Below are 13989 nucleotides of genomic sequence, written 5' to 3'. Positions count from 1 at the left end.
GGTCTCCTCCGGGAATTTCTTTGGTTTTGTCTAGTTCAGAAGCGCCGCGCAATTCCCGAGCATATCGGGTGAGGGCACATCTTGTGTTTCGTCTGACTGCGCGATCAGCGTAACGCGGTCCTTACCGCTTTCACCCCAATCGAGCGCCACTGTGTAAGGTTTGTCGGTGAGCACGAACACCGTTTCGTCTTCGCGCTCCTCGTCATTTTCCGGAAAGTCGAACACGACCTTGTTGGCGCTGACCGTCTCTCCCATCAGGAAGAAGTCCTCGCTTGCGCCGATCCGGATAATAGGGCTGCCGGTATAGGTCGTATCTTCCAGGGTGCTGCCCTCTTTGAGGGGGAAGAGCGCGGCAAGACGGCCCCTCTCGGCCTGATCTGGCATCGCGTCTTCGCTGCAGTCGCGATAGTCGATGCCTGAGAAAAGCGCATAGAAGTCATCTGGACCGACTTCGTCGCTCTCAGAAATCCCGTCATCAGCCAGGAGCTGATAGATCGCCCAATCCTCATCTGCTGCCACGATGCGTTCCCGATAGCTTGAATCGTAGCCGTCATAATGGCTGACCCAGAAAAGGGATACGCCTGCCTCCACGTCAGGAATGTCCTGACCTGCAGCGGGAAGAGCCGGGGCAGCAATTGCGATGACAAGTGAAGCGATTGCTGCCCGGGCCATCATGTCTAGAGCCCCAGGATCATCTTGGTGATGATGTTGCGCTGGATCTCGTTAGAGCCGCCATAGATCGACGTCTTGCGCATGTTGAAATAGCTCGGCGCTGCCTGGTGGGCATAGTCCGGGCCAATCGGGAACTCGTTGGAGCCGTCTTCCGGGAATCCGCGGAAGTATGGGTGGCCGTAGTGGCCGACAGCTTCAAGCGTGAGCTCGGTCAGGCGCTGCTGGATCTCGGTGCCCTTCACCTTGAGGATGGAGCTTTCCGGACCAGGACCCTTGCCCTGTGCTTCACCGGCCAGCGTGCGCAGCTCGGTGAATTCCAGCGCCGTGAGGTCGATCTCCAGCTGCGAGATCTTGCGCAGGAAATCGTCGTCATTGATCAGCGGCTTGCCTTCGAGAAGCTCGGTCGAAGCAATCTGGCGAAGCTTTTCAACACCGCGCTTGGAACGGGCGACGCCAGCAATGCCGGAGCGCTCGTGAGCGAGCAGGAACTTGGCGTAGGTCCAGCCTTCGTTTTCCTTGCCGACAAGGTTCTCTACAGGCACGCGAACGTCGGTCAGCCAGGTCTCGTTGACCTCATGGCCGCCATCGATCGTCTTGATCGGCTTCACCTCGATGCCCGGGGTGCGCATGTCAGCCAGGATGAAGGAAATACCTTCCTGCGGCTTGGACGCAGTCGGGTCCGTGCGGCAGAGGAAGAAGCCCCAGTCAGCGTGCTGGGCGAGCGTGGTCCAGGTCTTCTGACCGTTGATCACATAATGGTCGCCGTCGCGGACAGCCGTCGTCTTGAGCGAGGCAAGGTCAGAACCGGCACCCGGCTCGGAATAGCCCTGACACCACCAGACAGACCCGTCGCGGATACCCGGCAGGTGCTTGGCTTTGATTTCCTCAGAGCCAAACGTGTAGATCACCGGGCCGACCATGGAGACGCCGAAAGGCAGCGGCATGATCGTGTCCATGCGGGCGTTCTCTTCCGACCAGATGTATTTCTGGGTCGGGGTCCAGCCGGTGCCGCCATACTTTTCTGGCCAGGCAGGAACGGACCAGCCTTTTTTGCCAAGGATCTGGTGCCAGGCCAGCATGTCTTCCTTGCTGAGGTCCTCGCGCGCGCCAACGCCGCGGAGATGCTCAGGATAATTGTTCTCGATGAATTCGCGGACTTCCTTGCGGAAGGCCACTTCTTCGGGCGTGAATTCCAGATTCATGTGCGCGCTCCTCTAGTGTTTTTTGGTCTTACGCAGGTCTTCTGCCTCTCGCCTTCCACGAAAGCAAGGTGACGCGAACGTCAACGTAAATCATGTCGCACCTAAAACGCAGCGATTAGCTGCCCGGCTGCTCCGGTTTTCCCAGGAATGGTGCGCAAGCTGTCCGCAGCAGCCCGATCGCAGCGACCGATCCCATGCCGCCGCCTGTATTGAATTCCATCGGCAGCAGCGGCGTCATGTCGAGACGGTCCAGCGCGGCCTGATGGGCCGGGCGGCGCGTGACATGGCCCGCCAGCACGTGCTCAACAGCGCTCGGGTTCATCGCATGCACAATACCGGCAGCGATCGTCGTCGCGAATCCATCGAGCACGACCGGCACAGACTGGATGCGCGCGGCCAGAATCGCACCGACGCAAGCGGCAAGCTCTCGCCCGCCAAGACAACGCAGCGCCTCGAGCGGATCGTCCAGATGACCGCGGTGGCGCGCAAGGCCGGCATTTACCGTCTCAATACGGGCTGCGCTTATTTCCTTCGGTGTCGATGGTCCGGGCCTCACCCAGTATTCCGGCGTGCCACCATACAGGCCGCAGGCCACGGCCGCAGCCGCCGTACCGATACCAGCCCCAACAACGCCGAGGGCCAGAAGGTCTGGTTTGCCCTCGAGCGCTTCAAAGCCGTAAGCGATGGTCGCGGCGCATTCGCGCTCGCTCATGGCGGCGCCGTCGGTAAAGTTCGCTGTGGGTTGCTCGATGGCCAGTTCGAAGATGCGGATATTCGCCTGATTGGCGGCGGCGATGGCCGAAAGCGGCGCCCTACCGGCGCGCAGATCCTCGACCCGCGTCTTGGTGTTCTCATCCGACGACAGCGACACAGCACCATCAATCGCGGTTACGCCATGAGAGCCTGCAAAGACTGCCAGTGTCGCGTTTTCAATGCGCGGCGGATAGCGGCGCTGCCAGCCGGCCAGCCATTCGGCCGCCTTGCCAAGCTTGCCGAAGTCGCCCTGACGCCCCATGCCGAGCAGCGCGTTGTGCACCTGTTCACTGCAGGACGCATCCGGAGCGATATCGCGCATGGCGAGCTCGCGGACGTCACTGAAAGGTGTAGAAGATTCAAGCGCCTTGCTCACACGATTCCCTCTCACTGGATTTAACGGGAAACCGCATGATCCAGCCGTCGAAGTCAACGAAACTTTCGTGAATTTTTGACATAGTCCTTTTGCTGCTGAAGAACAGGCCCTGATGACCACACCCCGCCCCACCCCTATTGTCTCGCCCTGCAAGAAGGTTTGCGCCGTAGACGGACAGACCGGACTTTGCCTCGGCTGCGGACGCACCTTGCGTGAAATCGGTGGCTGGTCGAGCTTCACCCCCGATCAACGCGATCAGGTTATGAGCGAGCTCGATGAGCGGATGGAGCGCCTCAAGTCGCTCGGAAAACTCGGCTGAGACGAGGACGCAAGGGCGAATGAACCATAAATTCTTCAGTCTGATGGCAAGCGCTGGCGCAATTGCGGCGGCGCTGGTGCTCATCCTCATCCCGAAGATTGAGAAGGCCGAAGCTGCGTCCGAGAGCCAGGCCGTCGAGACGGTGAATGTTGTCGACACGGAAGACCCCGGCGAAATGCGCCGCACCGCCGTCATGCTCATCAAGTCAGACGGCCATTATTGGGCGCGCACTCTCGTCAATCGGAAGGCCAGCGTCGACTTCATGGTCGATACGGGCGCGAGCACTGTCGCGCTGACGCAGGAAGATGCCCAAAAAATGGGTCTGCGCCCGCGCGACCTCACCTATGACATCGAGATCCGTACTGCTGGTGGCATCACCTATGGCGCAGATGTGATGATCGATTCGATCAGGATTGGCGAAGTGGAAATCCGCGATGTGCGCGGCGTCGTCATGCAGGATGTGCTGACCCAATCCCTGCTCGGCATGAGCTTCCTGCGCGAGCTTTATTCCTATGAGTTTCGCAGCGACCGGCTGATCATCCGGCAATAGTCTTCCAGATCATCCGCACCGAAACGAGCACGAGCAGAACGCCGAACAGCTTCCGCAGCAGTCCTGCATCGAGCTTGTGGGCCAGCGCTGCGCCAATCGGTGCCATCGTGACCGTACAGACAGAAATCAGTGCGAAGGCCGGCAGATTCACATGGCCGAGCGAGAATGGCGGCAGGCCTTCGCGGCCAAGCCCGTTGAGGATCGCAACGATTGCGCCCGGCAAGCCAATGGCGACACCGAAGCCTGCAGCTGTGCCGACCGCCTGATGGATCGGGCGGCCACAAATCGTCATCAGGCTGACACCGAACGTGCCCCCGCCAATGCCCATGATTGCTGACAGCGCACCAAGCCCGGTGCCAAGCCCTGCACGCGGCGCACCGCCCGGAAGGTCATCTGCCAGCTTCCAGGTCGGCCGCCCGAAATAGAGCTGCAGCGCAAGGATCAGCAGGAGCGAGCCAAAGGTCAGCGTCATTGCATCCTTGGAGACAAACCCCGCCACCAGCTGCCCAAGGCAAGCCCCGATCACGATCCATGGGGCCCAGCCCTTCAGCACAGCCCAGTCCACCGCGCCGCGCTGATTGTGCGACATGACAGAGCGGATCGATGTCAGGATGATTGTGGCAAGCGAAGTCGCTACGGCGACATGCATGGCCGTCTCGCCATAGCCGAGCGCCGTCAGCAGGAAATAGAGAACCGGCACGATGACCGCGCCGCCCCCAATGCCGAACAAGCCTGCCGCCAGCCCGGCGACGATCCCGGCAGCAATCAGAGAAATTGTGAGCACACCATACTCGGCGAGAAACGCGTCCATCAGGCATCAACCTCTACGCCGGCAACATGCGACAGGGCTTCGTCCAGCACGTCGAGGTCAGCGCCTTCCTTGACGGCTTTCTCAGAAAGTGTACGGCGCCAGGCACGCGCGCCCGGCTGGCCAGCAAATAGCCCCAGCATGTGCCGTGTCATGGATGAGAGCTTCACGCCCTCTTCGAGCCGAGCCGCCATATATGGCCGATAGCGTTCAAGAGCTGCGAGCGCGCCGTCCATGTTGAAGCTGTCATCGCCGATGCCCTCATGGATCAGCTTGTCGGCCGCCAGCAGGCAGGCCGGCGTCTGATAGGCCGCCCGGCCCAACATTACGCCATCAAATGTCTCAAGATGGCTGGCTGCATCCGCCATTGTCTTGATCCCGCCATTGAGGATGAGCGTCAGGTCAGGCTGCTCGGCTTTGAGGTCTGCGACAAGGCCATAGTCGAGCGGCGGGATATCGCGGTTTTCCTTCGGACTGAGGCCAGACAGCCAGGCCTTGCGCGCATGGACAGTGAAGACTTCGCAGCCAGCATCCGCAACCTGGTCGACAAAACCGAACAGCGTCTCACGCGGCGGGTCATCATCGACCGCGACCCGGCATTTCACCGTGACCGGGATTGAGACTGCCGCACGCATTGCCGCGACGCAGGCAGCAACTGTCGCAGGCTCCTGCATCAGGCAGGCGCCAAACCGCCCCGACTGGACACGGTCTGATGGGCAGCCGCAATTGATGTTTACCTCATCATAGCCGAACTCTTCGGCGATGCGGCTCGCCTCGGCGAGCTTGGCAGGATCAGACCCGCCCAGCTGCAGCACGACAGGGTGTTCTGCGTCACTGAAACCGATCAACCGCTCGCGGTCACCATGGATGACGGCGTCCGCGGTCACCATCTCCGTCCAGAGCAGCGCTTCTTTTGACAAGGCACGGTGAAACATCCGGCAATGCCGGTCCGTCCAGTCCATCATCGGCGCGACGCTGAAAGAGTAGTTCAATGACATGCGCCGTTGCGTACGGCCCGGCTCACATCAGATCAAGCGCCGAAGTCGTAGCGATGCCGAGGTTTGAGACTGGATATGCGGTCTCAGTTGGCTTCGCGGCGGACGAGTTCATCGAGAAACCGAACGCCCCAGCCAGCATGACCAACTGGCGCCGTTGGCGTGGCCTCATCACGCCAGTCTACACCCGCAATATCAAGATGCACCCATTCCAGGTCTTCATCGATGAACGTGCCGATGACAGCCGCGCCTATAGACGCGCCAGGTATGCCGGCGACATTCTTGATGTCCGCGATCTTGCTTTCGATTTGCTTGAAGTGGTTGGCATGAAGCGGCAGCGGCCAGACGTCTTCGCCAGCATCTTTGCCGACTTCCATCATTTCGAGGCTCAGCGCGATATCACGCGTGATGACTGCAGCATACTCGGCGCCTGTTGCCCGCACGGCAGAACCGGTCAACGTGGCGATATTCACCAGCATGCGGGGCGCGTGCACTTCCTGCGCATATTGAACGGCATCGAGAAGAAGGAGGCGCCCTTCCGCGTCCGTATTCAGGACTTCAACGGTCTTGCCGGACATTGAAGTCAGGACGTCGCCGGGACGAATTGCGTCCTGCGAGGGCATGTTCTCGGCAAGCGGCATGACCCCGACGAGATTGATCGGCTCTCCACGTTTTGCTGCCGCTAGGACGGTACCGGCCACTGCTGCCGCACCGGACATGTCGGCCTTCATGTACCACATGTTCTCGCTGGGCTTGATGGAGATGCCGCCCGTATCAAAAGTGATCCCCTTGCCGACGAGAGCGATGGGCGCCTCCCCGTCAGCACCGCCAGAATACTCAACGACCATGAGGCGGGGGTCGTGGATTGATCCCTGACCGACGCCCATGAGCGCGCCCATGCCCCGCTCGCGGATTCCATCTGCGTCAAGCACAGTAACGTTCACATTCGCCGCGCCTTCAAACGCAGTCTGCACGCGATCAACAAAAGCTTGCGGCCACAGGGCGTTGCCAGGCTCTGAACCAAGGTCACGAACAAGCTCGATGCTGCTGGCCAGATGTTTCAGGTCATTCTCGAACAGCGAAGCGGCGTTCGGCTGCGAGGCGATAAGCGTCACCTCGCCGTCTTCTTCCATATCGGGATCGGTCTTGTACGTCGTGAAGCTGTAGTCCCCGAGCGCGTAGCCAAAGGCGATCTGCGCCGCCGCATTCTCAACCCCGTCGAAGCCGTCTGCGAGGATGCTGAGACCTTTTTCGTCATCTGCCGCCATCGCCGCGTGGCCGCCGAGATCGTGCAGCTGGCGGGCCTCCAGGGCTTCATCTCCCTTACCGATCACGACGATCTGCGCGTAGGGCGCAAGACCGGCGAGGCTCAGCGTTTCGCCAAACTCACCTTTCATCTCCATCTCGCGGATTGCCGTCGATAGCCGCCCGCCCGTTGCGGCGTCCATTTCAGCACCTAAAGTGCTTAGCGCGCCGTCAGGCCCCACATAGATGACGACCCGGCCATCATCTGGGGCGGTCGCGTCGACAAAACTGAAATCGGGCATGGCCATAGCAGGCGCGCCGAGGGTGAGCGTTGCAGCAGCAGCGGCGAGGAGGCGGGATTTGAGCATGATTGATTTCCGGGAAGCTGTGTTCAGTGGACAGAGTTAAGTCTGTCTGTCACCCCGATCCACGTCGACCGCGACACATTCCTTGAATGAGATTGATAGCTTAAACCTATCAAACCTGCGCGCTCGGACGCCGACTCACAATTTTTCGGCTGCCATCAAATTGGCGGTCACGGGGCCACGCGATTTGAAAAGCACCACCTACTCTGCAGGCGCGAACGCTTCTTCGCCAATCAGCGGTACGAAGTGAACGCCGCCCAGATCTTCTTCTGAGAAGTCGTCTTCACCCCGCCGTGTGACCCTGATCAGTCGTTGATCGTCAGCCCCACGCGCCACCGGCACGATGAGCCGGCCATCAGGTGCCAGCTGGCTTAGCAAAGGCTCGGCGATGTGCGGTGCAACGGCCGACACGATGATTGCATCGAAAGGCGCTTCATCAACCCAGCCAGCAGAGCCGTCGCCCGCGCGGATTTCGGTGTTCTCGCAACCAAGTTCGGCAAGCCGGACAGGCAGCTCGCTCGCCAGGGCTTCATTTCTCTCTATGGCAAACACCTTGCCGGCGAGCCGGGACATGATTGCAACGCAGTAGCCAGACCCCGCGCCAATTTCGAGCACGCGCGACTGCGGCGTCAGTCCGGCGGCCTCGATCATCAAGGCGACGACATAGGGCTGAGAGATGGTCTGCGCCTCGCCGATCGGAAGCGGACCATCATCATAGGAAAACTCTCTCAGATTCTCTGGCACGAAACGCTCGCGCGGAACGGCTTTCATTGCGCGCAGCACTGCCTTGTCGCGTATCCCGCGACCTTTCAGCTGGCGCCGCACCATTCTGTGTCTCTCGGAGGCAAAGAGCTTCTCATTTTTAGCCTCTGTTTTCGAACGTTTCATGCCAGACAAACGGCCGTTCACGAGACAGCGTTCCTCTGTCTCGCCATCCAGCAAGGCGAAAGAAGGCGCTAATACATTGTTTTAAAGAGGCTAAGTAAGGCGCTTTTATTTCACGCCAGTCCTGGCCAATTCAGCTTTCTTGATCTTTTTCGCCAGCGACCATTTGTGCACTTCGGTCGGTCCGTCATAGATGCGGAAGGCGCGAACTTCGCGGAAAAGCTGCTCGACAATCGTGTCCCGGCTGACGCCCATACCGCCCATGACCTGGACGCAGCGGTCGGCCACGCGGAACAGCGCTTCGGACACAGCAACCTTTGCCATAGAGCTTTCGACATTGCCGTTCTCACCGCGGTCGAGCGCATCGGCGCACCAGTCGATCATCAGCGAGGATTGCTGCAGGTCGATCTGGTTTTCGGCCAGCATGAAGCCGACGCCCTCATGGTCGACCAGCAGCTTGCCGAACGCCTGGCGCTTGCACGCATATTCGGTCGCGATTTCCTGCGCCCGGGTCGCCACGCCGTGCCAGCGCATGCAGTGCGACAGGCGCGCGGGCGCAAGGCGGATCTGCGCATAGCGAAAGCCCTCGCCCGGATTGCCCAGCATGTCAGTCGCCGGCACGCGCAGATTATCGATAATGACTTCGGAATGGCCGCCCGGCATGGAGCTGTCGATCGTGTCGAGCACGCGCTCAATCCGGATCGCGTCATTCGGCAAATCGACAAGGAACATGCATGCGCCCTCATCAGACTTCGCCATTACAATGCCGACCTTTGCGCCCTCAGCGCCCGTAATGAAGGTCTTGCGGCCATTGATGACCCAGTGATTGCCGTCCTGCTTTGCGGTCGTCTTCATCATGGACGGGTCAGACCCGGCGCCGCCATCCTCGGCTGGCTCGGTCATGAAGAAGGCAGAGCGCGCCTCACCAGAGACAAGCGGCTTCAGGAAGCGCTCATGCTGTTCTGGCGTCGCGACCTTGCCGAGCAGGAACATGTTCCCCTCATCCGGCGCGCCGGTATTGCATGCCACGGGGCCGAGCGGCGACAGGCCTGTCTTCTGCAGCACATAGGCGGTGCCGCGTTGCGAAAGGTGGCTGCCATCTTTCAGGATATGCGGCGTCATCACGCCAGCCTCGCGGGCTTTCGCCCGAATCTCGACGACCAGATCTTCCGATGGGCCATGGTCGCCAAGGCGCGGGTCGCGCTCATATGGCGCCACGACATCGCGCACAAAGGCTTCCACACGTGCGCCAATTTCCTCGGCAAGTTTCTGGTCGGGATAGGTCATGGGGTCTGTCTCCTTGAAGCGGACAAAGACCTATCCATTGAAGCGCGGGCTGCATAGTCTGGCAGGTCTGATAGGGTAAAAGGTCACAAGGCAGATGTCGGATAACGCGCTTCATGGCGGCATTGACGCAGGCGGCACGACCTTCAAATGCGGTCTTGCTGATGCGTCAGGTGCGCTGGTCGCGACACACCGTGTGCCCGTGACCACGCCGCAAGAGACGCTGGCTACCGCCGCAGGCTGGTTCATCGAACAGACTGGGCCCGGCAGTCTGAAGAGCTTCGGCATTGCCAGTTTCGGCCCGATAGATGTCGACCCAAGCTCGGCGAGCTATGGCACAATCACCGGGTCGGCAAAGCCGGGCTGGTCCGGCACGAACCTCCGCGTTCATTTTGCCGAAACGCTCGGCCTGCCAGTCACCCTGGATACGGACGTGAACGGCGCCCTCCTCGCAGAGATGAGCCACGGCGCCGCGCGAGGCTGCGCCTCAGCCGCCTATGTCACGGTCGGGACAGGCATCGGGGCCGGGCTCTATGCCAATGGCGATTTTCTGGGGCGGCCATCACACCCCGAATTTGGCCATATCGCGCTGCGCCGTCGTCCTGGCGACGAAGACTTTGAGAGCGTCTGCCCCTTCCATGGCGACTGTCTTGAAGGCCTCGCATCCGTGCGCGCCATTCGTGCGCGGGCCGGTGCGCCGGAAGACCTCCCTGCCGATCACCCCGTCTGGGATATCGTGGCCGACTATCTCGCGCAGGCCGCCCGCGCCCTCACCCTCACCTTCCGGCCAGAGCGGATCATCCTTGGCGGCGGGCTTATGCTCACGCCACACCTGATTTTCCGCATCCGTAAGTCCTTCGACCAGCAAATGGGCGGCTATCTCGAACACGCCCCCTCAAGCGAACTGATCAGCACGCCGGGCCTTGGCGACAATGCCGGGCTCATCGGCGCCATCCTGCTCGGTCAGCAAGGCGCGCAGTGAGCGGACGCGGGGTCAGCCTGTGCTGGAATGAACTCCCGGTCTAGAACGCTTGCAGCAAAAAAAGACCAAGAGGGAGCATGCATCATGGACATAAAGGGATTTCCACTCGAAGGACTGAAAGTCCTTGATCTTTCACGTGTTCTGGCCGGCCCTTTTGCGACGCGGATGCTTTCTGACCTCGGCGCGGACGTCCTCAAGATCGAGCCGCCCGAAGGCGATGTCACCCGCCATTTCGGCAAGTCGGATGAGGGCGTCGCTGGCTTTTACCTTCAGCAGAACATCGGCAAGCGGAATATCTGCATCGACCTCAAGGCCGAAGGCGCACATGAGCTGGTGCTGGAGCTTTGCAAACAAGCCGACATGCTGGTGGAGAATTTCCGCCCCGGCGTGATGAAGCGCTTTGGTCTCGACTGGGAGAGCGTGCACGCGGTCAATCCGAAGCTCGTCATGCTGTCCATTTCTGGCTTTGGCCAGACGGGGCCGGAGGCAAAGCGCGCCGCCTATGCGCCGGTCGTACATGCAGAAGCGGGGCTTATCGCCCGTCAGGCAGAGATTAGCAGCGGACAGCCGACTGACCTTCAATACTCTCTCGCCGACAGCTATAGCTCGCTGCACGGCCTCGTCGGTCTGCTCGCCGCCCTGCGCGTCGCCGAGAAGACGGGCGAGGGCCAGCATGTCGATATCGCCATGATCAACGTGATTCATGCGACGGACGACTACGCCCACTGGGCGCTTGACGGCGTCTGGCCGAAACCGAAGGAGAACCAAGTCTGGGACGCGCCGGAAGGCAAGCGCATCCTGATCGCGTCTGACATGAAATGGATCTGGATCGTGCTGTCCGAAAAGGCGGGCCTCGTCGACCCAACCCCGAAAGGCGCGGACCTCGAAGCGAAAGTCGCTGCCCGCCACAAGGCGGTCACCGAACACATCCTCTCCTATCCAAGCTTTGAGGCACTGACCAAGGCGCTGGACGGAATGAACCTCGCCTGGGGTCTGGTACGCAAGTTCGGCGAGGAGTCCTTCTCGCAGACCAGTGTTGGGCCGAATGGCATTCTGGTCGATGTCGAGGACGACAAGGGCAATGCGCGACGCACGGTTCAGTCACCCTACAAGTTCTCTCAGTCGAAGAGCGGCATCACCGCAGGCATGCGACCACCACGCCGGGGCGAGCACAATGTCGATGCCCTGAAAGACTGGATCGGTGCTGATGAAGCCCGCGTGTCTGAGCTGACGGAAAAAGGCGTCCTGCTCAGCGAATAAAGAAAAAGGGCGCCGGGTTGAAACAATCCGGCGCCCTTCAGCAATCAGTCTATTCTGGCTTAGCTGACGACGAAATTCGCCATCCGCTTTTTGATGATCTCTTCAGCGTCGGAAACGATCCGGTCGATCAGTTCCTGCACGCTTGGAATGTCGTGGATGAGACCCTGGATCATGCCGGCCGACCAGATGCCATCATCTGCATTTCCCTCTTCCATCGCCTTGCGGCCACGGACACCTGCAACGAGGTGCTGGACGTCCTCGAACTTGGCGCCGCCCTTGGATTCGATCGCGACGACCTCTTCCGACACCTTGTTCTTCATCACGCGGGCCGTGTTGTGTAGCGTGCGGAAGATGAGCTTGGTGTCGCGCTCATCATTCTCGACCATCTGCTTCTTGAAGTTTTCGTGGATCGGCGCCTCTTTGGTGACGCAGAAACGCGTCCCCATATTGATGCCGTCAGCGCCGAGCGCCAGAGCCGCAGCAAGACCACGGCCATCGCCGATACCGCCAGAAGCCAGCATCGGGATCTTCACCTTGTCGGCAGCCGCCGGGATCAGGATGAGGCCTGGAATGTCGTCCTCACCCGGGTGACCGGCGCACTCGAAACCGTCGATCGAGATCGCGTCGACGCCCATACGCTCAGCCGAGAGCGCGTGGCGCACAGCGGTACATTTGTGGATGACCTTGATGCCGTGCTTCTTGAACTCGTCGACATGCTCCTGCGGCTTGTAGCCAGCGGTCTCGACGATCTTGATACCGCCCTCGATGATCGCCTGGCGATACTCTGCATATGGCGGAGGCTTGATGGCCGGCAGGATGGTGAGGTTCACACCGAACGGCTTGTCGGTCATGTCCTTGGTGCGCTGGATTTCCTTGGCGAGGTCTTCCGGCGTTGGCTGCGTCAGCGCGGTCAGAAGGCCAAGGCCGCCAGCGTTCGAAACAGGCGCTGCCATTTCGGCATAACCGACCCACTGCATACCGCCCTGAACGATCGGATGCTCAATGCCGAGCAGTTCGGTGATCCGTGTCTTGATGGCCATGTCGTCTCCTCAAATCATGTTTTCCCGCCCTTGATAGGACAATCATTCGCCCCTGCGAAGGATTGCCCTCGCGGCAGCAAATCACCCGCCCCTTGCACTCGCCTTCAGACAGTTCATTCTTGCGCCAGATAAAAGATTTAAGGGAAGGACCGACCCGATGGCTGATGTCAGCGAGCTCTGGATAAATCGCAGCGACTACCGGAAGACGAAACCTGTCACCCGGCCACAAGCCCCACTCGAGGACGGACAGGTCCGGGTCGCCATCGACAAGTTCGCGATCACCTCGAACAATGTGAGTTATGCGATCTCTGGTGACGCCATTGGCTATTGGCGCTTCTTTCCGGCCGAAGACGGCTGGGGCAAGGTCACCGTCTGGGGCTTTGGCGACGTCGTTGAATCGCGCAGTCCGGACATTGCGGTGGGTGAACGGCTCTATGGCTTCTTCCCGATGGCGAACGAAACAGTGCTCAACGTCGGGAGCGTTAAGGACGACTATTTCATGGACGCCGCCCCGCACCGTGCGGACCTCGCTGCGGTCTACAACCAGTACCGCCGCCTGTCCGGAGAGCCGGAAGCCCTGCGAACTATGGAAGATGAGCGCAGCCTCTATTTCCCGCTCTTCATCACCTCCTTCGTTCTCTACGACTATCTGACCGACAATGATTATTTCGGAGCGGAGCAGGTCGTGATCGGCTCGGTTTCATCGAAGACGGGCTTTGGCCTTGCCCAGTTCATCAAGGAGGATGGCAAGGCGGGCAAACGCGTCATCGGGCTGACTTCGGCGGGCAACAAGGCGTTCGTGGAAAACCTCGGCTGCTGCGATGAGGTCCTCCTCTATGGCGAGGAAGAGAAGATCGATCAGTCGGTAAAGACCGCCTATGTCGACATGTCCGGCAACCGCGACCTCACCGTGACGCTTCACAACCATCTTCAGGAAAACATGGTCGAGAGCTGCATGGTTGGCGCGACCCATTGGGAGAGCGCAGGCCGGGCGAGCGGCCTCCCTGGGGCAGAGCCGCGCTTCTTCTTTGCGCCGTCGCAGATTGCCAAGCGCAACAAGGATTGGGGCCCCGGCGTGCTCTATATGAGAGCCAGCGAGGCGAGCGCGCGCCTTGCCCGCGAGGCGTCGAAAGAGATCGAGGTTGAACGGGTAAAGGGCGCCGATGCGGTCGCCGCCATCTGGCGCGACTTCCTCGACAACAAGGTCGCCCCGAGCCGCGGCATCATGGCGTCGCTCTAGTGAGTTCTGCGCT

Annotated in this window: 14 protein-coding genes; 5 read left to right on the top strand and 9 right to left on the bottom strand. The window is 60.6% G+C overall.

The window, feature by feature from the left end:
- Positions 1-30: 30 nt before the first annotated feature.
- From KUV46_10380 to KUV46_10370, 3 genes are all read right to left on the bottom strand, one after another.
- Positions 31-675, bottom strand: a complete 645-nt coding sequence (locus tag KUV46_10380; protein ID QYI99752.1) for a hypothetical protein — start codon at positions 673-675, stop codon at positions 31-33.
- 2 nt (positions 676-677) lie between these two features.
- Positions 678-1874, bottom strand: a complete 1197-nt coding sequence (locus tag KUV46_10375) for an acyl-CoA dehydrogenase family protein (GenBank protein ID QYI99751.1) — start codon at positions 1872-1874, stop codon at positions 678-680.
- Positions 1875-1989: 115 nt separating this feature from the next.
- Positions 1990-3003, bottom strand: coding sequence for a nicotinate-nucleotide--dimethylbenzimidazole phosphoribosyltransferase (locus tag KUV46_10370; protein ID QYI99750.1), 1014 nt, complete (start codon positions 3001-3003; stop codon positions 1990-1992).
- Between the two features lie 112 nt (positions 3004-3115).
- On the opposite strand from KUV46_10370, the gene KUV46_10365 reads away from it, so the two are divergent.
- Complete coding sequence (locus KUV46_10365) at positions 3116-3322, top strand: DUF1289 domain-containing protein (protein QYI99749.1); 207 nt, start codon at positions 3116-3118, stop codon at positions 3320-3322.
- Positions 3323-3341: 19 nt separating this feature from the next.
- On the top strand, positions 3342-3872 hold the full coding sequence (locus KUV46_10360) for a TIGR02281 family clan AA aspartic protease (GenBank protein QYI99748.1): 531 nt from the start codon (positions 3342-3344) through the stop codon (positions 3870-3872).
- Here the strand turns inward: KUV46_10360 and KUV46_10355 are convergent.
- From KUV46_10355 to KUV46_10335, 5 genes are all read right to left on the bottom strand, one after another.
- Positions 3859-4683, bottom strand: coding sequence for a sulfite exporter TauE/SafE family protein (locus KUV46_10355; GenBank protein ID QYI99747.1), 825 nt, complete (start codon positions 4681-4683; stop codon positions 3859-3861). The genes KUV46_10360 and KUV46_10355 overlap by 14 nt on opposite strands.
- Positions 4683-5678, bottom strand: a complete 996-nt coding sequence (gene dusA, locus KUV46_10350) for a tRNA dihydrouridine(20/20a) synthase DusA (protein ID QYI99746.1) — start codon at positions 5676-5678, stop codon at positions 4683-4685. Before dusA ends, KUV46_10355 begins: the two co-directional genes overlap by 1 nt.
- Positions 5679-5761: 83 nt before the next feature.
- Positions 5762-7288, bottom strand: coding sequence for a leucyl aminopeptidase (locus KUV46_10345; GenBank protein QYI99745.1), 1527 nt, complete (start codon positions 7286-7288; stop codon positions 5762-5764).
- A 198-nt stretch (positions 7289-7486) separates the two neighbouring features.
- Positions 7487-8173: a protein-L-isoaspartate(D-aspartate) O-methyltransferase gene (locus tag KUV46_10340; GenBank protein QYI99744.1), complete on the bottom strand. Its 687-nt coding sequence runs from the start codon at positions 8171-8173 to the stop codon at positions 7487-7489.
- Between the two features lie 105 nt (positions 8174-8278).
- Complete coding sequence (locus tag KUV46_10335; protein QYI99743.1) at positions 8279-9457, bottom strand: acyl-CoA dehydrogenase family protein; 1179 nt, start codon at positions 9455-9457, stop codon at positions 8279-8281.
- 94 nt (positions 9458-9551) lie between these two features.
- Here KUV46_10335 and KUV46_10330 point away from each other — a divergent pair, with 94 nt between their 5' ends.
- A complete protein-coding gene (locus KUV46_10330; protein QYI99742.1) occupies positions 9552-10436 on the top strand; it encodes an ROK family protein in 885 nt (294 codons plus the stop codon).
- 84 nt (positions 10437-10520) lie between these two features.
- Positions 10521-11696 (top strand): CoA transferase, encoded by a 1176-nt coding sequence (locus KUV46_10325; GenBank protein ID QYI99741.1) that lies wholly within the window; start codon positions 10521-10523, stop codon positions 11694-11696.
- Between the two features lie 59 nt (positions 11697-11755).
- Here KUV46_10325 and KUV46_10320 read toward each other — a convergent pair whose 3' ends face one another.
- The gene (locus KUV46_10320) at positions 11756-12736 is read right to left on the bottom strand and encodes a nitronate monooxygenase family protein (GenBank protein QYI99740.1); all 981 of its coding nucleotides are present in this window, start codon (positions 12734-12736) and stop codon (positions 11756-11758) included.
- A 157-nt stretch (positions 12737-12893) separates the two neighbouring features.
- On the opposite strand from KUV46_10320, the gene KUV46_10315 reads away from it, so the two are divergent.
- Positions 12894-13976 (top strand): DUF2855 family protein, encoded by a 1083-nt coding sequence (locus KUV46_10315; protein QYI99739.1) that lies wholly within the window; start codon positions 12894-12896, stop codon positions 13974-13976.
- Positions 13977-13989: the final 13 nt, after the last annotated feature.

This window comes from Thalassovita mediterranea, assembly GCA_019448215.1.
Lineage (GTDB): Bacteria > Pseudomonadota > Alphaproteobacteria > Caulobacterales > Hyphomonadaceae > Henriciella.
Note: the sequence above shows the minus strand (reverse complement) of the source record. Positions and strands in the feature narration are given on the sequence as shown.

What these genes read in the sequence shown, in the direction of transcription:
- KUV46_10330 (QYI99742.1), top strand. Translation starts at nt 9,552, where the DNA reads ATGTCGGATAACGCGCTTCATGGCGGCATTGACGCAGGCGGCACGACC.
- KUV46_10315 (QYI99739.1), top strand. Translation starts at nt 12,894, where the DNA reads ATGGCTGATGTCAGCGAGCTCTGGATAAATCGCAGCGACTACCGGAAG.
- KUV46_10355 (QYI99747.1), bottom strand. Translation starts at nt 4,683, where the DNA reads ATGGACGCGTTTCTCGCCGAGTATGGTGTGCTCACAATTTCTCTGATT.
- KUV46_10360 (QYI99748.1), top strand. Translation starts at nt 3,342, where the DNA reads ATGAACCATAAATTCTTCAGTCTGATGGCAAGCGCTGGCGCAATTGCG.
- KUV46_10340 (QYI99744.1), bottom strand. Translation starts at nt 8,173, where the DNA reads ATGAAACGTTCGAAAACAGAGGCTAAAAATGAGAAGCTCTTTGCCTCC.
- KUV46_10365 (QYI99749.1), top strand. Translation starts at nt 3,116, where the DNA reads ATGACCACACCCCGCCCCACCCCTATTGTCTCGCCCTGCAAGAAGGTT.
- KUV46_10320 (QYI99740.1), bottom strand. Translation starts at nt 12,736, where the DNA reads ATGGCCATCAAGACACGGATCACCGAACTGCTCGGCATTGAGCATCCG.
- dusA (QYI99746.1), bottom strand. Translation starts at nt 5,678, where the DNA reads ATGTCATTGAACTACTCTTTCAGCGTCGCGCCGATGATGGACTGGACG.
- KUV46_10380 (QYI99752.1), bottom strand. Translation starts at nt 675, where the DNA reads ATGATGGCCCGGGCAGCAATCGCTTCACTTGTCATCGCAATTGCTGCC.
- KUV46_10375 (QYI99751.1), bottom strand. Translation starts at nt 1,874, where the DNA reads ATGAATCTGGAATTCACGCCCGAAGAAGTGGCCTTCCGCAAGGAAGTC.
- KUV46_10325 (QYI99741.1), top strand. Translation starts at nt 10,521, where the DNA reads ATGGACATAAAGGGATTTCCACTCGAAGGACTGAAAGTCCTTGATCTT.
- KUV46_10345 (QYI99745.1), bottom strand. Translation starts at nt 7,288, where the DNA reads ATGCTCAAATCCCGCCTCCTCGCCGCTGCTGCTGCAACGCTCACCCTC.
- KUV46_10335 (QYI99743.1), bottom strand. Translation starts at nt 9,457, where the DNA reads ATGACCTATCCCGACCAGAAACTTGCCGAGGAAATTGGCGCACGTGTG.